Below are 22,116 nucleotides of genomic sequence, written 5' to 3' on the forward strand. Positions count from 1 at the left end.
GCTGCTGACCCCAAATCTTTTGTAGGGTGGGCGGCCTCCGCCCACGCGTGGGCACGGGGTGCCCTCCCTACGTGATAAAAAGTCAAAAATATGCCCAAACATAGTAAAAGCATTCCATCGCGCGGCCTGCGCGTGGCCGACCAGATCCAGAAGGACTTGTCGGAACTCATCGCATTCGAACTCAAGGATCCGCGCGTGGGCATGGTCACCATCAGCGAGGTCAAGCTGACCCCGGATTACGCGCACGCGAAGATCTGGTTCACGCTGCTGAAGGACAGCCCGGACGAGATCAAGCAGACTCTCGAAGGCCTGAACAAGGCGTCCGGCTACCTGCGCAACCTGCTCGGCAAGCGCCTGCACATCCACACGCTGCCGCAACTGCATTTCCTGCACGATACCTCGACCAGCCGCGGCCTCGCGATGTCGGCCCTGATCGACCAGGCGAATGCGACCCGCGCCGCCGACTACGTGGACGAGTCGGCTCCCGCAGACACTGACGAAGATTCGGATAGCGAGTGAATGCACGGCCCCCGAAGAAGCCCCGCGACCTCGTCGACGGGGTGCTGTTGATCGACAAACCGGTCGGCCTGTCCTCGAACGACGCGCTGATGAAGGTGAAACGCATCGTCAACGCCAAGAAGGCCGGCCACACCGGCACCCTGGATCCCTTTGCCACCGGCCTGCTGCCGCTGTGCTTCGGCGAGGCGACCAAGTTCTCGCAGGACCTGCTGGAAGCCGATAAAAGCTATCTGGCCACCGTCCACCTGGGCATCACCACCACCACCGGCGATACCGAGGGCGAGGTGCTGGAAACCCGCGACGTCGATGTGACGACGGAACAGGTGGAAGCCGCGCTGGCGCGCTTCCGCGGCCCGATCCTGCAGGTGCCGCCGATGTATTCGGCCCTCAAGCGCGACGGCAAGGCCTTGTACGAATATGCGCGCGAAGGCGTGACCCTGGAGCGCGAGGCGCGCCCGGTCACCATCCACGAGCTGGAAATGGTCGCCATCGCGGCGCCGTTTCTGACTATCCGCGTCACCTGCAGCAAGGGCACCTATGTGCGCGTGCTGGGCGAGGACATCGGCGCGGCGCTCGGCTGCGGCGCCCACCTGAGCGCGCTGCGCCGGGTGCAGGTCGGTTCGCTGACCACTGCCAACATGGTGACCCTGGAAGAGCTGCAGGCGATTGAAAACCCGCTGTCGCTGCTGGCCCCGGTCGATGCGCTGCTGTCGAGCTTCCCGCGCGTCGACCTGACGCCCGAGCTGGAAAAGCGCTTCCTGAACGGCCAGCGCCTGGCGCTGGGCAAGGAAGAGGTCGCCGTGCCGCAAGAGCAGGGCAGGGTGCGGGTCTATGCCGGCGATAGACTGCTGGGCACCGCCATCCTGCAGGAGTACGCGATCCTGGCGCCGGAACGCCTGATCGCGGCGAAGCAGTAAATATCCGGCGGCGGGCCTTGAAATCCGCCGCCGATGCTTCATATCGTCCCTGCCCCGGTAAGGCAGCCCCATGCTGCCAGCGGCGTCCGGGACGTCATCAACATTCAACATTTCGCCGCTACGCTGGTTACAGGCAGCAAATCGTTGGAAATTCTGGTATTTTCCCGTCGCTGCGGCGCAGCACGACGCATAACCGTGCTATAGTAGCGGGTTCTGGAAATCGGCTATGCCGAGCGCCACTAGCCGAGCGCCCCTGAGCGGACGCCTCCACCCATCACGCAACATTCACTGTTGAAAAACGCATATGTCAGACACCAAACGCGCAATTCGTAATATTGCAATCATCGCCCACGTTGACCACGGCAAGACCACCCTGGTCGACCAGCTGCTGCGCCAGTCGGGCACTTTCCGTGAAAACCAGGCGGTGGACACCCGCGTGATGGACTCGAACGACCTCGAAAAAGAACGTGGCATCACGATTCTGTCGAAGAACTGCGCAGTCGAGTACGAAGGCACCCACATCAACATCGTCGACACCCCGGGCCACGCCGACTTCGGCGGTGAGGTCGAGCGCGTCCTGTCGATGGTCGACTCGGTGCTGCTGCTGGTCGACGCCCAGGAAGGCCCGATGCCGCAGACCCGCTTCGTGACCCGCAAGGCGCTGGCCCTGGGCCTGAAGCCGATCGTGGTCGTGAACAAGATCGACCGTCCGGGCGCACGCGCCGACTGGGCGATCAACCAGACGTTCGAACTGTTCGACAAGCTGGGCGCCACCGATGAGCAGCTGGACTTCCCGATCGTCTACGCTTCGGGCCTGAACGGCTACGCCGGCATGGACGAAAGCGTGCGCGGCGGCGACATGAAGCCGCTGTTCGACGCCATCCTGAAATACGTGCCGGTGCGTGACGACAATCCGGACGGTCCGCTGCAGATGCAGATCACCTCGCTGGACTACTCGTCCTACGTGGGCAAGATCGGTATCGGCCGCGTGAACCGTGGCCGCGTGAAGACCGGCCAGGACGTCGTGATCCTGAACGGTCCTGATTCGACCCCGATCAAGGGCCGCATCAACCAGGTGCTGAACTTCAAGGGCCTGGAGCGTGTGCTGGTCGATGAAGCCGTCGCCGGCGACATCTGCCTGATCAACGGTATCGAAGAAATCGGTATCGGTTCGACCGTCTGCGCGGCCGACGTGCCGGAAGCGCTGCCGATGCTGACCGTCGACGAGCCGACCCTGACCATGAACTTCATGGTCAACAGCTCCCCGCTGGCCGGCCGCGAAGGCAAGTTCGTCACCAGCCGCCAGCTGCGCGAGCGTCTCGAGCGCGAACTGAAGGCCAACGTCGCACTGCGCGTGTCGCCGACCGATGACGACACCGTGTTCGAAGTGTCGGGCCGCGGCGAACTGCACCTGACCATCCTGCTGGAAAACATGCGCCGCGAAGGCTTCGAGCTGGCCGTGTCGCGTCCGCGCGTGGTCTACAAGATGGTCGATGGCGTGCGCCACGAGCCGTACGAAAACCTGACCGTCGACGTCGAAGAAGTCAACCAGGGCGGCGTCATGGAAGAACTGGGCCGTCGTCGTGGCGACCTGCAGAACATGGAATCGGACGGCAAGGGCCGTGTTCGTCTGGAATACCTGATCCCGGCGCGTGGCCTGATCGGCTTCCAGGGCGAATTCATGACCCTGACCCGCGGCACCGGCCTGATGAGCCACGTGTTCCACGAGTACGCACCGGTCGACAACAGCAAGGGCGAACTGGCTGGCCGCCGTAACGGCGTGCTGATCTCGCAGGACGACGGCGCCGCCGTGGCCTACGCGATCTGGAAACTGCAGGATCGCGGCCGTATGTTCGTCGAGCACAACACCCCGGTGTACGAGGGCATGATCATCGGTATCCACTCGCGCGACAACGACCTGGTCGTCAACCCTATCAAGGGCAAGCAGCTGACCAACGTGCGTTCGTCGGGTACCGACGAAGCCGTGCGCCTGGTGCCGCCGATCCAGATGTCGCTGGAATACGCAGTGGAATTCATCGAGGACGACGAACTGGTCGAGATCACCCCGAAGAGCATCCGCCTGCGCAAGCGTCACCTGAAAGAGCACGAGCGCAAGAAGGCCAGCCGCGAAGCTGCGTAATCGCACTTCCCGCTGTACAGGAAACCCGCTGCTCGCAGCGGGTTTTTTTTCGCCTTTGTAATGAGTGTTGTGTTTTCGATACTCATCCATAGGTGCTCTGGACGATTTCGCAGTGCGTCATCGCCGCCCGGTGCGGATCGGCAGGGGACCGTTTGTCCACGCCCATCTTCATAGGGAAAGCCCCACCTATCACGTATCAAAACCGGGCATCTTGCACCACCGCATACGCTTGAGCTCGACCGAAGCTGCCAAACAGGGCGTCAAACGACTGGCTCAGGAATCCATCGATTTGGCTCGTTGAGCCAGGACAAAAAATGCCTTTAATGAAATGAAAGTAATAACATCCTTATCACTTAATTGACTTCCAATTAAGAAATTAGCTCCCAGGTGCTGCGGAGCCGAAGAGACACCCGTCGATCACAATAATTACTGGAGATACCATGAAACTGCTGAAACAACTCGCCGTCGTCGCCGCCCTGTCCTCGATCGCTTCCTACGCATCGGCCCTGACCCCGATCGCCGACAGCGACCTGTCTAAAGTCTCCGGCCGTGATGGCGTGTCGATCGCAGCTGACCTGCATATCAACATCGGTGAATTCAAGTACACCGATACCGACACCGCAGGCGGTTCGGTGAGCTTCAACAACATCAAGATCAGCGGCGCAATCGCTGCCACGATCGACATCGTCAACAACGCCACCTTCCAGTCGGAAGCCATGGCAGCTCTGCCGGACGGCGCCGGCGGCTTCACCCCGAACGCAGGCACCACCCTGGCCGTGACTGGCGGCGCTGGCCTGGCTGCCTTCGCTCCGAAGGGCGACGTGGTCAAGATCGCAATCCCGCTGGTCGACACCGCCAAGAACCTGTCGATGAGCGTCGACTCGATCAAGATGGGCAACTCGAGCGCTTCCTACGGTAGCTTCGAAATGAAAGACATGAAGCTGCAAGGCACCACCGTCTACATCTGGGCTCACTAATCCCCCCGGTTTGGTGATGGGACGGCCCGTGGGCGTTATGCTCCGGGCCGTTTTTGACTTGAAGCGCTCGTCGGGATCCTCCATGAGCAGACGTTTTTTCCTCGCACTGGCACTTGCCGCATGCAGCCTGCTGGCAGCAGGGCAAGCCTCGGCCCAGATGCGCGCGCTGTCAGACAGCGAGATGTCCACCGTGAGCGGGCAGGGCCTGTTCACCGTCAGTAATTCCAGCTACAACGGTTTCGATTTCACCCGCATCGCCCTCGATGCCGACGTGACCCTCAACGCCAACCTGGCCAACATGCGCCTGGGCGAATACAACTATGGCCCGCGCAACGGCAGCGGCGCCGACCTCGATATCAGCGCCTTGCGCTTCGGCCGCAGCGACGCCGGCGACGCCCAGCGCCTGGTCCAGATTACCAATCCCTATTTCGAATTCGTGTACCGCAACACCGGCACCGCCGGCCAGCGCGAAGTCATCGGCATGCGCCTGGGCTTCGACGGCATTGCCGGCGACATCGGCATGAAGATCGCGACCCTGTCCGGCGCGATGCGCATCGACGCCGGCGCACAAGGCGCCATCGACACCCTCACGGACCCGGGCGGCGGCAAGCGCTGGGACGGCAGCTGCAGCGGCTGCACGCTCAAGCTGTCCGATGTCGGCGCCGTCACCGCCGGCGACGCCGGTGGTCCGAGCCGCGACTTCTGGATCTCGGTGCTGAAATCGCCGGTGACTTTCCAGCCCGCGGCGGGCATGCCGGCCCTGACCGAAGCCCAGGCCGGGGTCTGGCTGAACTGGCGCGACAAGTTGATGGCGCTGAACCTGAACGGCATGGTGCCGGTCAATAATCCGCCGGGGCATTGATGCGCGGCGCCCTGATGCTCCTGCTGTTGGTGCCCGCTTGCGCTTTCGCGCTGGAGCCGCTGTCCGACAGCGCGCTCGCCAAGATCGGCGGCCGTGACGGCATGAGCTTCAACCTGTCGAACTTCGCGATGTCCGGCAATGCCGTGATGCGCTACACCACGCCGGACGGCCGCGGCAGCGTCGGCATCGGCAACCTGTCGGCCTCGCGCTCGGACAATGTCGATGCGCCTTTCGCCGACCCTTACCGGCTGGACGTGATCTCGCGTGGGCCGGGCAGGGCGGACATCGTCAACATCGCCATGCCGCAGAACGCGCTGGGCCGCGAAGCCTGGCAGATGGCCTTCGATTTCGACGTCGTCGACAAGGGCTTCGTCGTCAACGGCGGCAGCGTGGTCCTGAAGGACCTCGTGTACTACGGCGGCGGCTTGCAGTGGTCGACCCCGGCGGCGGGCGATGGCCTGGCCTTCGGCATGTCGACGCGGATGGACATCGGCAGCCTGGCGCTGCAGCCGAACGGCCGCGAGGCTAGCGGCGAGGCGATGGTGCTGTCGGGCGTGAAGATCGGCGCCGCCACCGCGGACGGCTCGGCGCCGGTGGCACCATGGCGGCTCGCCGACGTCTCCGCCCAAGCCGGCATCTTCAATGCGCGCACCGACGAAGCGGGCAATTCGCGCCTGCACATCGGCATCAACTGGCCGGAGGCCGGCGCCGCCGCAGCAGCAGGCACGCTGCAGATCGGGAACATCAGCTTCCGCAGCGATGCCGGTGGCGTCGCGGCGCCGAACGTCGACCTCGGCAGCTCGCGCATCGGCTCGATCCAGCTGCAGTATCTCGATATCAGGTTCCGGCCATGAAGACGCTCGCCGCTCTCGCCATGCTGGTCCTGTGCGGCGCCGCCGTCGCCGGCCCCAAGCCGCTGCCGGACAGCGAACTCGCGCAGGTGCGCGGCGCCGACGGCATCAGCTTCGCGGTCGACCTGAACCTGAACCGCCAGCCCGACAACAGCCTAGGGGACAGCCGCCTCATCATCGGCCAGAAGGTCGACGAGCGCACGACCTATATCGTGGTCAGGAATATCGGCGGCCGGATCCAGATGCTGGGCCTGAACATCAGCGCGCAGACGGCGGCCGACGGCACCAATTACGTGGCGCTGACCCTGCCGGGCTACACCCGCTTCACGGACACCGGCTTCGACTCGATCAGCGTGCAGGCCGACCCGCATGCCGCGGTGAGCGGCAACCTGGGCAAGATCAGCCTGAACGGCGAAATGGTAATGCAGGGCCAACTGCGCCTGTGGTCACATTAGGCGCTCTTGACCTTTTGTTGGAACTCGCCGGGCGCCTTGCCGAACCAGCGCAGGCAGGCGCGGTGGAAGGCGCTGGGGTCGGAGAAGCCCAGCTTGTAGCTGAGGTTTTTCACGCTGATGCGGTCGCTGCCCAGGTATTGCTGGGCGATGGTGCGCCGGACTTCGTCGACCAGGGTCGAGAAGTCGGTGCCTTCGTCGGCCAGGCGCCGCTGCAGGGTGCGCTCGCTGATCGCGAGGCGCCGGGCGACGGCATCGCGAAGGGCGCCGCCCTGGTCGATCATGGCCGGCAGCATCTCGCGCACGCGCGCTGCGAAGCTGCTGCGCTCGGCCTGCACCAGGCGCTCGTCGAGCAGGCGGAACAGGCCTTCGGCGGCGAGCGGATTGGCGGTCGGGATCGGCGCGACGATGTCGGCGTTGGCGAATTCGAGGGCGTTGGCGGGCGCGCCGAAGCGCACCGGGCAGCCGAAGCGCTCGGCGTAGGCGGCGCTGTCGCCGGGCGCCGGATAGGCGTATTCGACGGCGACCGGCTTCAGGTCGGGGCGGCCGCCGACGAAGCGCAAGGTGTTGAGCAGCAGGTTCCAGGTGAAGTCGTAGCGCTGCACCGGCACCGGGCGCACGCCGCCGACCAGGTTGAGGCCGACGCGCACGCGGTCGCTCTTCGGTTCGATGGTCGGGCGCACCACCGGCGATACCAGCGGCATGTAGCGCATCAGGCTGTCCGCGGCCTGCTTCAGGGTCGGCGAGGCCAGCATCAGGTGGCCCAGCACCCCGAGCCAGCTGAGCGGATCGGGGGCGCAGACGCGAAAGCCGATCAGCGGATCGCCGCTGGCCAGGGCCAGGCCTTCCCAGAGCTGGCTGAACTGGTCGGACAGCGCCAGCAGGTCGGCGGCGCGCTCGGCGCCGTCCGCCTGTCCATTGCCGAACCAGCCGAGGCCGGCTTTGCTGAACAGGCCGTCGACGTCGACGCCTTCGGCGGAGAGGCAGCTCTTGATGCGCTGCACCACGTCCGTGGCCGACAAATACTTCACGCTGGCGCCCGCGTCACGGCGGACGCGCCTCGTGCTGTAGCCATGTTCTGTCTCCTTGTTTGCGTTGCATCGGGTCTGACGCCCGTTTGCTATTTTTTTATTATGTGTGCATGCGAAATGGCGGCGCGTCGGAAAATGACCCTTTCTTTTTCAAAAAACGATCATTTTTTCTCTATAAGCGCGACTGCTGGCGCGCGCGCGCCGGCGTGATGCCGTAGGCGCTGGAAAAGCAGGACGTCATGTGGCTCTGGCTATTGAAGCCGCATTGCGCTGCAACACGGGCGATCGAAAAACTGGTGCGGGTCAGCAGTTCGTGCACCCGTTCCAGGCGCAGGCGCAGCACGTAGCGGTGCGGCGTCATGCCCATCGCTTCCTGGAAGATGCGGCGGAAGTGCGACTCCGACACGCCGGCGCGCTCGGCCAGCTCGGCGTTCGAGAGTTCGTTCGACAGATTGTCGCCTATCCATTCCAGCACCCCCTGCAGGCGCCCCAGCTGCAGAGCGTCGTGCGGCACGTGGCGTCCGGTCTTGCCCTCCAGGACGCGGCAGGTCTGCTCGATCATCAGGTGTGACAGCCGTTCGACGAAGCCGTGGTCGGGCGTGCTGGTACGCGCCAGCTCGCCCAGCAGCTGCTGCGCGCTGGCGTTGACCAGCGGGTCGGAGAAGGGCGGCGCCTTGGTGCGCGCATTCAGCAGCAGCTGCAGGCGGCGCACCAGTTCGTGGCCGGGTTCGAGCACGTGGAACATCGCCATGTCGATCGCGCCGCAGAAGGTCCAGCGGCTGGCGAAGCCGGGCTGGAACACGGTCGAGGAGCCGGCCAGGAAGTCGAACGAGCGCCCGGCGCTGCGGCCGGCGGTGGCGCGCGCCCCGCCCAGGTGGCAGGCCAGCACCAGCGAATCCAGCGGCGGCACCTCGCAGCCGCCGAGCTGGAAGATGTAGCGCTCGGCGCGCAGCGGCACGCCGCCGATCTCGACGCTGACCACCGGTTCTCCCAAGGCACTGCTAATCCTGTCCCAGCTATTCATCGGCACGCTTTCGAATGAGCGGTTTTTTATAAAATCGACAGCGTTTTATAACATCGGGAAAGCTTGCCTGCATACAAAATATAGAAAAACTGCAATAAACGTGGTCAAAACGCCACGCCGGAAGCAGAACCATAAAGGGAACGCAAGACGCGTCCCGGGGAGACATGAATGATCGCAGTCCTGCTGGGTGTCCTGGCGGCGATACTGGGTGGCGCGGGCATACTTGCCAAGCATGAGCCCGTGGACCGTCCGCTCGAACGCTTCGACATCCCGACCACGATGTCGGTGGCCGCCACCGGCGTGCAAAGCGTGAGCATGGAGCCGTTCTCCGAGCTCAAGTACAAGAACATCGTCCACCAGGCCTACGACTACAGCTGCGGCTCGGCGGCCCTGGTCACCATCCTCAAATACCACCTCGGCATCGACGTCAGCGAACAGCAGTCGATGGAAGGCATGATGGCCTTCGGCGAGAAGGACAAGATCATCGAGCGCCGTGGCTTCTCGCTGCTCGACATGAAGCGCTTCCTGGCCTCGATCGGGGTGCAGAGCGCGGGCTTCCGCGCCGAGATGGCCGACCTCCTGACCCTCGACCAGCCCGGCATCGTGCCGATCGACTACGCCGGCTTCAAGCACTTCGTGGTGCTGCGCGGCGTGCGCGGCGGCCTGGTGTTCCTGGCCGATCCGGCGATGGGCAACATCACCTTCCCGGTCGAGGAATTCGCCACCCTGTGGGACCGCAACACCCTGTTCATCGCCTATCCGCCGAAGGACAAGACGCCGGTCATGAAGCTGGCGCTGTCCGACAACGAACTGGGCGTGACCGACATGGACCGCGTGCGCGACCGCGGCCTGCTGCGCCCGATCGACGACCAGCTGCGCATGGAGCGCCTGCTGAACGGCTTCGGCGGCGTCTCGATCCGCAAACAATAGACCAATCACGAAGGACCACCAATGAAGATCCGTTCCCTGCTGGCGCTGACCGTATGCGGCATGTTCCTGCAACCCCTGGCCCAGGCCCAGCAGTCGTCTACGCCCGCCACTTCCGACGCGGTGCGCGATGCGCTGGCCAAGAAGGAAGGCGACGCCGACAACACCACGCTGCTGAAGGAAACCCTGACCGCCGTCGACAAGCAGTATTCGCTGATCCGCAAAGGGCAGCTCCAGCTGAACTACGAGCTGAATTACGCCTACATCGGCCAGGACAAGATCAACACCGACCTGAGCTCCGGCTTCGCGACCCTGTTCTCGATCGAGAACAGCAGCTCGCACACCGTCACCAACACCTTCATGATGGATTACGGCGTGCGCAACAACCTGACCGCCAACGTCGTCATGCCCTTCATCAGCCGTTATGCGGACAACGCCGGCTACTCGGGCGTCTCGCACACCCTCGGCGACCTGGGACTGAACGTGCGCTGGCAGCCGCTCGAGGTCAAGCGCGACGAGCCGACCGTTACCGTCACCAGCGGTGTGCGCCTGGCGACCGGCGAGAGCCCGTTCAAGGTCGACAGCCAGAAGGGCCTGGCCACCGGTTCCGGCATCAACAGCTTCAGCCTGGGCGCCAACGTGACCCGCATCGTCGACCCGGTCGCGCTGTTCGGCTCCGTCAACCTCGGCTACGGCCTGAAGGCCAAGCACCTGCACCAGCAGCTGTCCGGCGCCACGCTGCGTGAAGTGAAGCCGGGCGCCAGCTTCGGCTTCGGCCTCGGCTTCGCCTACGCGCTGTCGTACAAGATCACGACCTCGTTCTCGTTCCAGGAATCGATCTCGGCGCGTTCTACCCTGACGTTCGAGAACGCCGCCGGCACCCTGGCCAAGGCCCAGACCCAGACCCAGAGCGCCGGCATCCTGTCGATCGGCCTGGGCTACCGCTTCACGCCCAAGACCACGGTCAACGTCACCGTCGGCGCGGGCCTGACGGCGTCGGCGCCGAACCTGTCGCTGACCATGAGCGTGCCGCTGCTGCTGAAATGATGCGCCGCCTGCTCGTCATCGCCGCCGGTTTGTCCGCGCTCGCGCCGGCCGCGCGGGCCGGCGTCACCGACAACCTGGCCACCAGCCCGACCGCGATGGCGATGGGGAATGCGGTGACGGCCGACCCGCCCGGGATCGAGTCGATCCACTTCAATCCGGCCGGCCTGGCGCGCCTGCCCGGCACACATCACATCGACACGATCTTCGTCGCCTCGATCCGCAACCCGAACAAGTTCGTGAGCGCGCCGGACATCGACATCGGCGGCTTCAAGGACGACCCGATCAACGGCACTTCGAGCGGGCCGGTGCGGCAGGCGGTGGCGCTGCCCTACATCGGCATCCCCAAGGCGCGCCTGCCGGCGGTGGCGGTGCCGGGACTGGGCTTCTCGTACAACGCGCCCGGCTCGAACTGGACCTTCGGCACCCTGGTCTACCTGTCGCAGGCGATGAGCGTGGACCGCACCAAGGACCCGAACGACCCGGCGCGCTTCGACGGCCGCCTGATCCAGCTGCAGCGCCTGAATTACCTGTCGCCGACGGCCGCGTACAAGGTCTCGGACACGCTGCGCATCGGCCTTGCGGTGCCGATCGCGTACTCGAACTTCGCGATCAACACCGACTTCCGCGCGCCAAACAAGCTGCTCGGCACCGTCGGCCAGCTGCAAAGGGCGCTGTGCCCGGACGGTAACGGCACGGTGATCGACACGCTCACCTTCGGCCTGTGCGGCGGCGGTCCGGAAGGCATGGTCGACCCCTTCAAGAAGGCGGCCAACATCGACTTCGACATGCACGCCTCCTTCGACCCGACCTTCAACATCGGCATCCTGTGGGAGCCGAAGAAGTGGTTCGCGCTGGGGCTGGTGTACCAGGGCGGCAGCACCACGACCTTCCGCGGCCAGTACATGGTCCACGCCGACCCGATGCTGCGCAGCTTCGTGCGCGGCCTGAATTCGAGCCTGCTCGGGCCCATCGTCGGCGCCGTCACCGGCATGCCGGCCGAGATTCCCGAGTACCAGAGCGGGAACATGACCGCCAAGATCCCATTCCCGTGGCGGGTCCAGGCCGGGGTCAAGCTGATGGCCACCGACTACGTGCAGCTGAACGCCGACGTCAGCTACGCCGACTGGAACAAGTGGAACCAGCTGACCTTCGAATTCGACCAGAGCGTCAAGTTGCTCGAGATGGCGCGCCTGTTCGGCTATGCGAACTCGCAGCAGGCGACCTTCAAGATGGGCTTCAAGAGCGTGGTCAACTACAGCTTCGGCACCCAGATCAACGTCACGAAAAAGCTCTCGCTGCGCGCCGGCTACGAGCCGCGCAAGAGCTCGATCCCGGGCAACCAGATGAGCCTCCTGGCCCCGCTGCCGGACACCAAGCTCAAAAGCCTGGGCGTGCGCTACAAGTTCGACAGCGGTGCCGAGGTGAACGTCACCGGCAGCTACATCAAGGGCAGCTACAACATCCCGGCCCGCAGCGACTGCAACCTGAACTGCGACGATTTCTTCAACCTGATCTACAACCCGTATGCGGCGACCACCGTGTCGGGCAGCCTGATCGTGCGGTATTTCGGCGCTTCCTACGTGCGCCCGTTCTGACTTTTTTTACTGGAGTGTTGTGATGAGCATGTCCCGATCGATGTCCGCAATCTGCCTGGCCCTGGGCCTGGCCTTCGGCGGCAGCGCCTGCGCCCAGGCCGCGGCCGGCGTGCCGGCCGAGAAGCAGGCGCTGGTGAACCGCGTCCTCGCCAAGATGGCGCTCGATAACGTCGGCCTGCAGATGCTGCAGGCGCCGGTGGCCGAGCTGGTGCGCCAGTCGCGCGTGGTGGTGACCAGCCGGGTCCCGGCCGAGAAGCAGGAAGCGGCGATGAAGGAGGTGACGGCGGAAGCCACCGCCTTCTTCGAAAAGGAAGCGCCGCCTCTGCGCGCCAGCACGCAGGCGGTGGTGCAGTCCAGCGTGGCGCCGCTGCTGGCGCAGAAGTTCAGCACCGAGGAACTGAAGCAGCTGGCCGACATCCTCGAATCGCCGGTGCTGGCCAAGTTCGAGGCCCTGGTGCCGGAGATGAAGAAGACGGTCGGCGACAACGTGGCCAAGGCCAAGGCGGCGGAGATCCAGCCGAAGATGACGGAGCTGCAGAACCGCGTGGGCCTGCGCCTGCGCGCGGCGACCGGCCAGGCCGGCCAGGCCGGCGGCCAATAAATCCTGAGGGGAGGGCGGGGCAATGGACTGGATGAAGCAGAACCGCGAGAAATCGCAGCTCGGGCAGATCCTGCTCGGCAAGAAGCTGATCTCGGAAGACCAGCTGGACGCGGCAATCCGCGAGCAGAGCAAGAGCGGCCGACGGCTGGGCGAGATCCTGGCCGACATGAAGCTGATCACCGAAGCCCAGGTGCGCGGCGCGATCCGGCGCCAGCGCAACCTGCGGATGGCGGCGGCGCTGGCGACGGCCCTGCTCGGCCCCTTGCACGCCTATGCCGCGGTGACGGCGGCGCCGGCTGCCGCGGTATCGACCCGCGCCTTGAGCGAGCGTTCGCTGCGCGAGCTGTCGGACGAGGAACTGGGCGAGATCATGGCGCAGGGCCGCGACGACGACGCCCTGCGCGACCAGGCGCGCCAGCTCGACCAGCGCCTGGCCACGCTGACCAGCATGGCCGGTACGCAGGTGGCGCAGAACACCGCGCACGCGCTGCCGGACGGCGGCGTGCGCGTGCTGGGCGAGCTGGCCCAGGTCTTCAATCCGCTGGCCATGTTCCTGTCGGCCGATACCACGGTGCGCGACGTGACCTACGACGCCGCGAATTCGCATGCGGTGGTGAACAAGGACGGGTCGATCACGCTGCGCATGCCGAGCACGATCGGGGAGATCGCGTTCCGGAATATCCGGGTGGGCAGCGCGCCGGGGCCGAGCTTCGGCAGCGTGGAGATCAAGGATATCGACTTGCGGGGAACGACGATCAGCGTGAAGCCGCGCTGAAAATCGATGGCTCAAAAGTCGTCATCCCCGCTTTCGCGGGGACGACGGTATATTTAGTATTACTTCAAGCCCAACAAGGCCAGTACGCGCTCGCGGCTGACGCCGACGAGCGCCGAGGTCAGCGACAGCAGCGACTCGTAGTCGGGATTCGAGGCGGTGGTGGCGAATTCCTGTGCCGCTTCCGCGGCTTCCGGCGGCGGGGTGGTGGCCTGGGTCATTTCGACGGTGGCGGCCGACAGCGCGTTGCTGGCGGCGTCGCGCGAACGGCGCACGCGTTCCAGCGCCTGCACCACTTCGCGCAGGCTGGAGCGAAGGCCGTCGTTGCCGTTGCCATTGCCGGTCCACTGCTGCGGCGCGAGTTCGGCCGGGACTTCTTCGGTGGCCACTCGGCCGCGGCCGCTGATCGCGATGCTGTCCTTCACCGCCGGCCAGCTGGCTTCCGGCGTGCTGAACACAAAGCCGCCCTGGCCATCGAGGCCGGCGTTCACGCCCATCGGCGCCAGGGCCTGGTTGACGGCGGCGGCGATGTCTTCGTCGCTCTGGTCCGGGTCGATGTTCACCGACAGCTGCGGGCCGCCGACGCCGCCCACCGAGAAGGCCAGGCTTTGCGGGCCGGCGCTACGCAGCGAAGCCAGGTCCAGGCCGCGGATGCGGAAGCGCTGGGTGGCCGGCTTGCTGGTGAACGTCAGGTTGCTGTCGACGCTGCCGCCCGCTTTCCTGCGGCGCGATGCGAGGGTCGAGACCAGCTGGCGCACCTGGGTGTTCAGCTGGGCATCCGAGGCTTGCTGGCGGGAGGCGCTGCGGGCGCCGGCCAGCCTGGAACTCAGCTCGCTTTTCACGGCTTCCAGCTGGCTCGCCACCTGGTCGAGGTAATCGAGGGCCTGCTGGGCGCGCGCCACCTGGTCCTGCAGCGCCCCGCCGATGCTGGCGGCGTTGCTGCGCAGGGAAGCGGGGGCGGGCGCGTTGCCGCTTGCAGCTGCCTTGTCGGTGCTGTTTTCCGTCGTGGGTTCGGCCGCGCGGGACTGCACCAGTCGCGCCGACGCGTTGGCGCGCGTGCCGAGGGCGCTGCCGGTAGCGCCGGCAGACGTTGGTCGTAGTGTTGTATCCATTGCCATTAAAGCGCCGCGAACAGGGAGAGATTACCGATCTTGCTGTATGCCTTGTAGCTTGCCTGAAGGGCGGTCGAATAGCCATTCAAATCGATCGCGGCGGCGCCGACGTCCAGCTGGCCGATGTTGGTGATCGCCATCTTGTTCGACAGGCTGACGTTTTCGTGGTTGGCGTCGATCGTCTTGAGGATGTTCTGCTGGCCGCCGAGCACGGCGACCTTGTTCGACAACAGGTCCATCGCGTCGTCGAAGCCATCCAGATTGTTCGAGATGACGGTGCGCACGGCCGGGTCGTTCGGGCTCACGCCCGGCGTCGACAGGGTCGCGATGCTCTGGTCGATCTGGTTCAGCAGCTTTTCCAGTCCGTTCACGTTCTGGTTCGCGATCTGGGTGATGCCGTTGCCGACCACCACGGTCTGGTCGTTGGTATTGCCGGCGTAGCTGTAGCGCGAGCCCACCGGGGCGCTGGCGTTGTAGGCGATCGGGCGGGTATTGGTGACGGTGCCGGCGAAGATGGTGCGGCCTTCCTGGTCGACCGAATTGGCGGTGTACATCAGGCTGTCGCGCAGCGCGGTCAGCGAGGTCACCATCGCGTTCAGGTCGTCCGGGGCATTCGAGCCGTCGGCGGCCCAGACCAGCAGGTCGCGGCCCGAGCCCATGTCGTTGACCATATTGGTCAGGTAGCCTTCGTTCTTCGACATGCGCTGGCTGACCGCGGCGATGTTGTCGCGGTACTGGTCGATGGCAGCTTCTTCGCGCTTCAGGCGCGAGATGCGCACGCTGTCGACCGGGTCGTCGGACGGCAGCTGGATGCGGTTGCCGTTGGCCATCTGCTCGGTCAGCTCGGTGATGCGGGTCTGGTTCTTCTGCAGCGATGCATTCATCATCGCCTGGTATTGCGCGGTTGCGATACGCATGATCTTCTTCCTTTAGCCCATCATCGCCAGGGTGGCGTCGAACAGCGCGTTCGCGACCGACATCACCTTCATGTTGGCCTGGTACATGTTCTGGTATTCGACCAGGTTCACCGCTTCTTCGTCCTGATTGACGCCGCTGGTCGACTGCCAGTCCGCCTCGGCCTGCTGGCGCATGGTCTGGAAGGTGTCGAGCGCGCCCTTGTTCTGCTGGCTGTCGACCGCCAGCTTGCCGACCAGCTGGGTGTCGGCGTCGCTCAGCAGCACCGAACCGAGGCCGGTGAGGGTGAGGGTCTGGTTCTTGATGTCGGCCAGCTTCTGCAGGTTGCCGGTGTCGCCGGGCGTGCCGTCGCCGGAGAAGGCCAGGTCGGCGGTCTGGAAGCCGCTCGCCACCTGCAGCATGTTCGAGGTGCTGCCTGGGGTGTAGACGAACAGCGGCTTGCCCGGGTTGCCGTCCATGGTCTTGCCGAGCGCGAGCTGGGCGTTGACCTTGTCGGCGATCTGCTTGGCCATCTCGGCCACGTTGTTCTGCATCGGCAGCAGCACGTCCTTCTCGTAGGCCGAGAGGCCGCCCAACTGGCCGCCGGCGCGGGTCACGTCGAGGTCGAAGGTAGTGCCGGCGAAGGTCAGGCTGAAGGCCTGGTCGGCGCCGCCGCTGACCGACAGCTTGCCGGCCACGCCGCCCAGCACCAGCGATTGGCCGCTCTTCAGCGAGACGTTGCGGGTGCCGTCCGGCTGGTCGCTGACTTCGAGCGCCATCTGGCTGGCCAGGCTGTCGATCGCCTGGTCGCGCTGGTCGATCAGCGAAGAGGCGTTGCTGCCGGTGGCGTTGGCGTTGGCGATGCGGGCGTTCAGCGTGGCGATCGCGGCGATCGAGGTGTTGGCCGAGTCGACGATCGCGGTGCGCTGCTGGCGCACCGACTGCAGCTGAGAGTTGTAGACGTTGTTCAGGCTATTGAAGCGCTGGGACAGCAGGCCGGCCGCGGTCACGACCTGCTGGCGCAGCGGGGTCGAGGTCGGGTCGACGCCGGCCACCGCGTTCAGGGCCGCGAAGAATTTGTCGATGCCGCCGGAGAGGTTGGCGTCGTCGTTGCCCATGACCGTCTCGAGCTGGGTCATGTAGGGCTGGGTCTGGGAATGCTGGCCCAGGTCGGACGCGGTGCGCCACAGCTGCTGGGTCTTGTAGTTGTCCGAGAAGCGCAGCAGCGAGCTGATGCGCACGCCATTGCCGGCCTGGGTCGAGCCGGCCGCCGGCGCGACGGCGCTCAGCAGCGCGGCCTGGCGGGTGTAGCCCTTGGTCTGCAGGTTGGCGATGTTCTGGCTGCTCGAGGAGAGTGCCAGCTGGGAGGCCAGGGCGCCGGACAGTGCGTTGTTCAGGATGCTCATGGTGCGCGTCTTTATGTGCGGGATCAATAACTACAGGCGACCGTAAATCAGCCTTTATTAAGTCCTTGCGGCAACAATTGTTTGAGAATCGCGTCCGCCACGCCAAAAGCGCGCTGGCCCGCCATGTGGCCGGACAGCAGCTTGTCGGCCATGTCCAGCATGTCGCTGTTGACCGGGTCCTTGGTCGGGCTGTCTTCGGGCGCCAGGGTCTTCGCGCTTTCGCGCATCTGGTGCAGCATGTTCTGGATGAAGAAGCTTTCGAATTCGACCGCGGCCTTGGTCGCCTGCTTGACGTAAGCAGGATCCGGCTTGTCGGCGGCGGGCGCCACTTTTGCCAGGTCGGCGTCGGCGGCTTGCGCCTGTGCGTTCAGCGGGTTCAGTTTGTCGAGCATGATCAGATCACCACCAGTTCGCCTTCGATCGCGCCGGCCTGGTCCAGCGCCTGCAGAATCGACATGATGTCGTCGGGGGACGCGCCCAGGCTGTTGACCACGTCGATGATGGTCTGCAGCTTGGCGCCGGCCGGCCAGTGGAACATCTGGCCCGAGCCCTGGTCGACGGAGACTTTCGATTGCGGCGTGACCTGGGTCTGGCCCTTCGAGAAGGGGCCGGGCTGGCTGACCGCCGAGCTTTCCGAGATCACGACCTTGAGCGAGCCGTGGGTCACGGCGGCCGACTTCACGCGCAGGCCGTCGGAGATCACCACGGTGCCGGTGCGCGAGTTGAACACGACCTTCGGCGTTTCGATGCCGGCTTCGATCGGCATGTTTTCCAGCTTGGCGACGAAGGCCACGCGCTCGGTCGGATTGACGGGAGCAACCACTTCGACGCTGGTGCCGTCGGCGGTGGTGGCTACCTGGCCGAAGCGGCGGTTGATGGCGTCGACGACGTTGGTGGCGGTGTCGAAATTCGGGTGACGCAGGCGCAGCACGATCTGCTGGCGGGTGGCGAAATCGGTCGGGATCTCGCGCTCGATCATGGCGCCGTTCGGGATGCGGCCGCCGGTCGGGGTGTTCACCGTCACCGAGGAGCCGCTCTTGCCGGAGGCCGACAGGCCGCCGACCACCAGGTTGCCCTGGGCCAGTGCGTAGACTTCGTTGTCGGCCGCGCGCAGCTGGGTCAGCAGCAGAGTGCCGCCGCGCAGGCTTTTCGCATCGCCCAGCGAGGACACGGTGACGTCGATCGCCTGGCCGCGGCGGTAACCCGGCGGGAACACGGCCGACACCATCACGGCGGCGACGTTCTTGTTCTTCGCATCCTGGCCTTCCGGCAGCTTGACGCCGAACTGCTTGAGCATGTTGACGACCGACTGGCTCGAATACTTCACCTGGGTCGAGTCGCCGCTGCCGTTCAGGCCGACCACCAGGCCGTAGCCCACCAGCGGGTTCTCGCGCACGCCTTCGACGCTGGCCAAGTTGCGCAGCGGCTGCACGCGGGTCTGCGGCATGGCGGCTGCTGCTGCGGCTGCCGGGCGCGCCACGGACGCGGCAGGCGCGGCCAGCGCGGGCAGGGCAAGCGCTGCCGCCAGCAGCGCGGAAGCGATACGGAAAATCGAACCTGTTGCGGAAATTCGAATCATGTTAAGCCTTAGAAGGGCATCAGCGGACCGGTGAAGAACCGGGTCAGCCAGCCGGGCTGGTTGGCATCGGCCAGCGAACCCTGGCCGGAGTAGGCGATGCGGGCGTTGGCCACGCGCAGCGAGGACACCTGGTTGTCGTTGTCGATGTCGGCGGCGCGCAGGTAGCCGGCCAGGCGCAGGAATTCCTCGCCCTGGTTCAGCTGCAGGCGCTTTTCGCCGGCCACGCGCAGGAGGCCGTTCGGCAGCACTTCCTGCACGATCACGGTGACGGCGCCGGTCAGCGCGTTCTGCTGGGTGCTGGTGGCGTCACCCTGGAAACCGCGGTCGGCGTTGATGCCGACGCCGGTGCGGCCGAAGCTCTTGCCGAGGGCCTTGAGCGGATCGACCGTGACGTCCGAGGTCTTCGAGAAGCTGGTGCCGGCCTTCTTGCTGGCCTGGGTGGTTTCCTGCAGCAGGACGGTGACGACGTCGCCGACGCGGAAGGCGCGCGCGTCCGAGGTCAGCGACACGGTGTCGGCCGAGAACACGCCGCCGGAGACGCCGGCGCGGGCCGCCGACGCCTTCGGCAGGGCCAGCGCTTCGTCGACCGGCTTCGGGTTGTTCAGCGGGACTTTCGAGGCGCAGCCCGCGAGCAGTAGTGCAAATGCGGCGACTGCCGCGGTGGTCAAGCGGATCATGTTCAACTTAATGGTTAGCGCGATGCGGAAGCCAGGTACTGCAGCATATTGTCGGCGGCCGACAGCACCTTGGTGTTCATCTCGTAGGTGCGCTGGGCGGCGATCATGTCGACCATCTCTTCGACGACCTGCACGTTCGAGCCTTCCAGTGCGCCCTGTTTCAGGGTGCCGAAGCCGCCGGTGCCGGGCTGGCCCTGGTTCGGGTTGCCGCTGGCGGTGGTTTCCTGGAACAGGTTCTCGCCGAGTGCCAGCATGCCGGCCGGGTTGACGAAGGTGGTCAGCGTCAGCTGGCCGAGTTCCTGCGGCGCGGTCTGGCCCGGCATGGTCGCGCTGACCATGCCGTTGGCGCCGATCGTCAGGCCGGTGGCGGTGTTCGGCACCGTGATCTGCGGCACCAGGGGCAGGCCCTGGGCGTTGGTCAGCACGCCGTTGGCGTCGACCTGCAGCTGGCCGGCGCGGGTGTAGGCCGGCTGGCCATCCGGACGGCGCACTTCCAGGAAGCCGTTGCCGGAGATCGCCACGTCGAGCGACTGGCCGGTGGTCTGGATGCTGCCGTTGGTGAAGACCTTCTGGGTGCCGACGATGTGCGTACCGTTGCCGAGCTGGACGCCGTTCGAGACGGTGTTGTCCGCGGTCTGGGCGCCCGGCTGCTTGTCGACCTGGTAGAACAGGTCTTCGAAGACCACGCGGTCGCGCTTGAAGCCGACGGTGTTCACGTTCGCCAGGTTGTTGGCGATGGCCTGCAGTTTTGCGTCCTGGGCCTGCACACCGGTCTTGCTGATCCACATTGCTGGATTCATGGTCTACTCCTTTGTATTTTTAAGCGCCAATGAGGCGGTTGCCCGCTTCATTCATGCTGTCGCTGGCCTTGAACAGGCGCATCTGGATTTCGAAACTGCGGTTCAGGCTCATGGTCGCAACCATTTCCTCGACCGCCGACACGTTGCTGCCTTCGAGGGCGCGCGGCTTGACCTTGACCGCCGGGTCGGCCGCCAGGTTGGCGCCGTCGCGGGTGACGATCAGGCCGGCCTCGTTCTTGGTCAGCTCCGCGCCTTCGGCGTTCACGAGCTTCAGCTTGTCGACCACCTGCATCTGGGTCGCGCCTTCGGTCAGCACCGAGATGGTGCCGTCGGTGCCGATCTCCACCGCGGTGTGCGGCGGCAGGGTGATCGGGCCGCCTTCGCCGAGCAGCGCGCGGCCGCGCACCGACAGCGCACCCTCGGCGTCGACCTCGATCTCGCCCGAGCGGGTATAGGCTTCGTTGTCGCCGTACTGCACGGCCAGATAACCCTGGCCGCCGATGGCGACATCCAGCGGACGCCCGGTTTCGCGCACGCTGCCGGCGCGGGTCGAGACGGTGTCGGCCTGCATGGTCGACAGGTGACGGTCATCGTAGCCGAAGCCGGCCAGTTCCTTGTTGCCGGCCACTTCCATGCTCGCGCGGAAGCCCGAGGTGTCCATGTTCGCCAGGTTGTTGGCGTGGACCTGCTGCGATCGCAGCAGGCGCTCGGCGCCGGAGACTGCCGTGAAGATCAGCTTGTCCATGAATTACAGCGCCTGCATCAGCGATTGCATCATCTGGCTCTCGGTGGTCAGCACCTTCGAGTTGGCCTGGTAGTTGCGCTGCGAGGTCATCAGGCCGACCAGTTCCGAGGTGATGTCGACGTTCGAGCCTTCCAGCGCGCCGGTGGTCAGTTTGCCCGACAGGCCCACGCCCGGGGTGTTGTACAGGGCGGCGCCGGAATCGGCGTTGGCGGTCCAGCTGGTGTCGCTGATGGACTGCAGCGCGCCTTCGTTGGCGAAGGTGGCGATGGCCAGGGTGCCGACCACCTGCGACTGGTCGTTGCTGTACTTGGCCACCAGCGAGCCGTCCGATGCCAGTTCGACGCCGACGAAGGCGCCCGAGGCATAACCGTCGCTGCGGTTGGTGGTGGTGGTGGCTTCGCCGGCGAAGCGGGTGGTGCCGGTGTAGTCGATGGTGACGCTGCCGGCGGCTGCGCCGCCGGTCGCCGGAATCGCCAGGTTCGCGCTGGTGGCGCCGCTCAGCTTGCCGTCGTTGCCGAAGGTGAGGGTGGTGCTCGGCGTTGCCGACGGCGTGGCGCCGTCGAGCGAGTAGAAGACGTCGACGTTGTTCGCGTCCTTCTTGACGAAGTACTGCGACACGGTGTGCTGGGTGCCGAGCGAGTCGAACACCACCGACTGCTTGACCATGTTGTAGGTGCTCGACTTGGTCGCGTCGAAGGCGGTGGCCGGCTTGGTCCAGTCGGCCGACAGGTTGCCGACGTAGTCGATGCCGGTGGTGGCAACGGCCGGGATCTGGCCGGTCGGTACCTGGATGTCGCCCATCGCGCCCAGTGCGCCGCCGTTGGCCGGGCCGTAGCCCTGGACCTTCTTGCCGTTGCTGTCGACCAGATAGCCCTTGGTGTCGGTCGAGAAGATGCCGACGCGGGAATAGGTCATGCCGCCCTGCGGGTCGCGGCTGACGAAGAAGCCGCGGCCGTCGATGGCGGCGTCGAGGCCGCGGCCGGTGGTCTGGGTCGAGCCGTTCTGGCCGATGGTCTGGGTCAGCGAGCCGACCGTCACGCCGTTCGCCTGGGTGCCGGCATAGACCGACGCGAAGTTCGCGCGGCTGCTCTTGAAGCCGTAGGTGGCGGCGTTGGCGATGTTGTTGGAGGTCGTGTTCAGCGATTCGTTGATGGCCTGGATGCCGGAGAGTGCGATGTCGAAGCTCAT

General features: G+C 65.6%; 23 protein-coding genes. 12 read left to right on the forward strand and 11 right to left on the reverse strand.

Going from position 1 to position 22,116, the window contains the following annotated elements:
• The first annotated feature begins 90 nt into the window (after positions 1-90).
• From rbfA to AC07PE_RS14730, 7 genes are all read left to right on the forward strand, one after another.
• Complete coding sequence (gene rbfA, locus AC07PE_RS14700) at positions 91-519, forward strand: 30S ribosome-binding factor RbfA (protein ID WP_498765628.1); 429 nt, start codon at positions 91-93, stop codon at positions 517-519.
• Entirely contained in the window at positions 516-1,436 is a 921-nt protein-coding gene (gene truB, locus AC07PE_RS14705) for a tRNA pseudouridine(55) synthase TruB (RefSeq protein WP_498765630.1), read from the forward strand. The genes rbfA and truB overlap by 4 nt, the downstream gene beginning before the upstream one ends.
• A gap of 304 nt (positions 1,437-1,740) precedes the next feature.
• Positions 1,741-3,576, forward strand: coding sequence for a translational GTPase TypA (gene typA / locus AC07PE_RS14710; protein ID WP_498765632.1), 1,836 nt, complete (start codon positions 1,741-1,743; stop codon positions 3,574-3,576).
• 440 nt (positions 3,577-4,016) lie between these two features.
• Entirely contained in the window at positions 4,017-4,553 is a 537-nt protein-coding gene (locus tag AC07PE_RS14715; protein WP_498765634.1) for a DUF6160 family protein, read from the forward strand.
• Between the two features lie 82 nt (positions 4,554-4,635).
• The gene (locus tag AC07PE_RS14720) at positions 4,636-5,415 is read left to right on the forward strand and encodes a hypothetical protein (RefSeq protein ID WP_498765636.1); all 780 of its coding nucleotides are present in this window, start codon (positions 4,636-4,638) and stop codon (positions 5,413-5,415) included.
• A gap of 14 nt (positions 5,416-5,429) precedes the next feature.
• Positions 5,430-6,269 carry a hypothetical protein gene (locus AC07PE_RS14725; protein ID WP_498765638.1) on the forward strand — a complete coding sequence of 280 codons (840 nt, stop codon included), beginning with the start codon at positions 5,430-5,432 and terminating at the stop codon, positions 6,267-6,269.
• The gene (locus AC07PE_RS14730; protein WP_498765640.1) at positions 6,266-6,721 is read left to right on the forward strand and encodes a hypothetical protein; all 456 of its coding nucleotides are present in this window, start codon (positions 6,266-6,268) and stop codon (positions 6,719-6,721) included. Before AC07PE_RS14725 ends, AC07PE_RS14730 begins: the two co-directional genes overlap by 4 nt.
• Here the strand turns inward: AC07PE_RS14730 and AC07PE_RS14735 are convergent.
• Positions 6,718-7,749, reverse strand: a complete 1,032-nt coding sequence (locus AC07PE_RS14735; protein WP_498765642.1) for an AraC family transcriptional regulator — start codon at positions 7,747-7,749, stop codon at positions 6,718-6,720. The genes AC07PE_RS14730 and AC07PE_RS14735 overlap by 4 nt on opposite strands.
• Positions 7,750-7,921: 172 nt before the next feature.
• Positions 7,922-8,743: a helix-turn-helix domain-containing protein gene (locus AC07PE_RS14740; RefSeq protein ID WP_498765644.1), complete on the reverse strand. Its 822-nt coding sequence runs from the start codon at positions 8,741-8,743 to the stop codon at positions 7,922-7,924.
• A gap of 198 nt (positions 8,744-8,941) precedes the next feature.
• Between AC07PE_RS14740 and AC07PE_RS14745 the strand changes: the two genes are divergently transcribed.
• Genes AC07PE_RS14745 through AC07PE_RS14765 form a run of 5 tightly spaced genes read left to right on the forward strand, consistent with a single transcriptional unit; the run spans position 8,942 to position 13,718 of the window.
• Complete coding sequence (locus AC07PE_RS14745; RefSeq protein ID WP_498765646.1) at positions 8,942-9,703, forward strand: C39 family peptidase; 762 nt, start codon at positions 8,942-8,944, stop codon at positions 9,701-9,703.
• A 21-nt stretch (positions 9,704-9,724) separates the two neighbouring features.
• On the forward strand, positions 9,725-10,747 hold the full coding sequence (locus tag AC07PE_RS14750) for a transporter (protein WP_498765648.1): 1,023 nt from the start codon (positions 9,725-9,727) through the stop codon (positions 10,745-10,747).
• On the forward strand, positions 10,744-12,342 hold the full coding sequence (locus AC07PE_RS14755; protein WP_498765650.1) for an OmpP1/FadL family transporter: 1,599 nt from the start codon (positions 10,744-10,746) through the stop codon (positions 12,340-12,342). The genes AC07PE_RS14750 and AC07PE_RS14755 overlap by 4 nt, the downstream gene beginning before the upstream one ends.
• Positions 12,343-12,364: 22 nt before the next feature.
• Positions 12,365-12,943 carry a DUF2059 domain-containing protein gene (locus tag AC07PE_RS14760; RefSeq protein ID WP_498765652.1) on the forward strand — a complete coding sequence of 193 codons (579 nt, stop codon included), beginning with the start codon at positions 12,365-12,367 and terminating at the stop codon, positions 12,941-12,943.
• 22 nt (positions 12,944-12,965) lie between these two features.
• Entirely contained in the window at positions 12,966-13,718 is a 753-nt protein-coding gene (locus tag AC07PE_RS14765) for a cyclic di-GMP-binding domain-containing protein, MshE-related (RefSeq protein WP_498765654.1), read from the forward strand.
• Between the two features lie 59 nt (positions 13,719-13,777).
• On the opposite strand, the gene AC07PE_RS14770 is transcribed toward AC07PE_RS14765, so the two are convergent.
• The 9 genes from AC07PE_RS14770 to AC07PE_RS14810 form a co-directional block, all read right to left on the reverse strand.
• Complete coding sequence (locus tag AC07PE_RS14770) at positions 13,778-14,827, reverse strand: hypothetical protein (protein WP_498765656.1); 1,050 nt, start codon at positions 14,825-14,827, stop codon at positions 13,778-13,780.
• A gap of 5 nt (positions 14,828-14,832) precedes the next feature.
• A complete protein-coding gene (gene flgL / locus AC07PE_RS14775) occupies positions 14,833-15,744 on the reverse strand; it encodes a flagellar hook-associated protein FlgL (RefSeq protein ID WP_498765658.1) in 912 nt (303 codons plus the stop codon).
• 12 nt (positions 15,745-15,756) lie between these two features.
• A complete protein-coding gene (gene flgK / locus AC07PE_RS14780) occupies positions 15,757-17,127 on the reverse strand; it encodes a flagellar hook-associated protein FlgK (protein WP_498765660.1) in 1,371 nt (456 codons plus the stop codon).
• Between the two features lie 47 nt (positions 17,128-17,174).
• Positions 17,175-17,519 carry a rod-binding protein gene (locus AC07PE_RS14785; protein WP_498765662.1) on the reverse strand — a complete coding sequence of 115 codons (345 nt, stop codon included), beginning with the start codon at positions 17,517-17,519 and terminating at the stop codon, positions 17,175-17,177.
• A 2-nt stretch (positions 17,520-17,521) separates the two neighbouring features.
• A complete protein-coding gene (locus tag AC07PE_RS14790; protein WP_498766069.1) occupies positions 17,522-18,574 on the reverse strand; it encodes a flagellar basal body P-ring protein FlgI in 1,053 nt (350 codons plus the stop codon).
• A 140-nt stretch (positions 18,575-18,714) separates the two neighbouring features.
• The gene (gene flgH, locus AC07PE_RS14795; RefSeq protein ID WP_498765664.1) at positions 18,715-19,383 is read right to left on the reverse strand and encodes a flagellar basal body L-ring protein FlgH; all 669 of its coding nucleotides are present in this window, start codon (positions 19,381-19,383) and stop codon (positions 18,715-18,717) included.
• 14 nt (positions 19,384-19,397) lie between these two features.
• Positions 19,398-20,183 carry a flagellar basal-body rod protein FlgG gene (flgG, locus tag AC07PE_RS14800; RefSeq protein WP_498765667.1) on the reverse strand — a complete coding sequence of 262 codons (786 nt, stop codon included), beginning with the start codon at positions 20,181-20,183 and terminating at the stop codon, positions 19,398-19,400.
• 19 nt (positions 20,184-20,202) lie between these two features.
• Complete coding sequence (locus tag AC07PE_RS14805; protein WP_498765669.1) at positions 20,203-20,928, reverse strand: flagellar basal body rod protein FlgF; 726 nt, start codon at positions 20,926-20,928, stop codon at positions 20,203-20,205.
• Between the two features lie 3 nt (positions 20,929-20,931).
• Positions 20,932-22,116: a flagellar hook protein FlgE gene (locus AC07PE_RS14810; protein ID WP_498765671.1), complete on the reverse strand. Its 1,185-nt coding sequence runs from the start codon at positions 22,114-22,116 to the stop codon at positions 20,932-20,934.

It is taken from the genome of Telluria sp. GW821-FHT07G12, assembly GCF_059418525.1.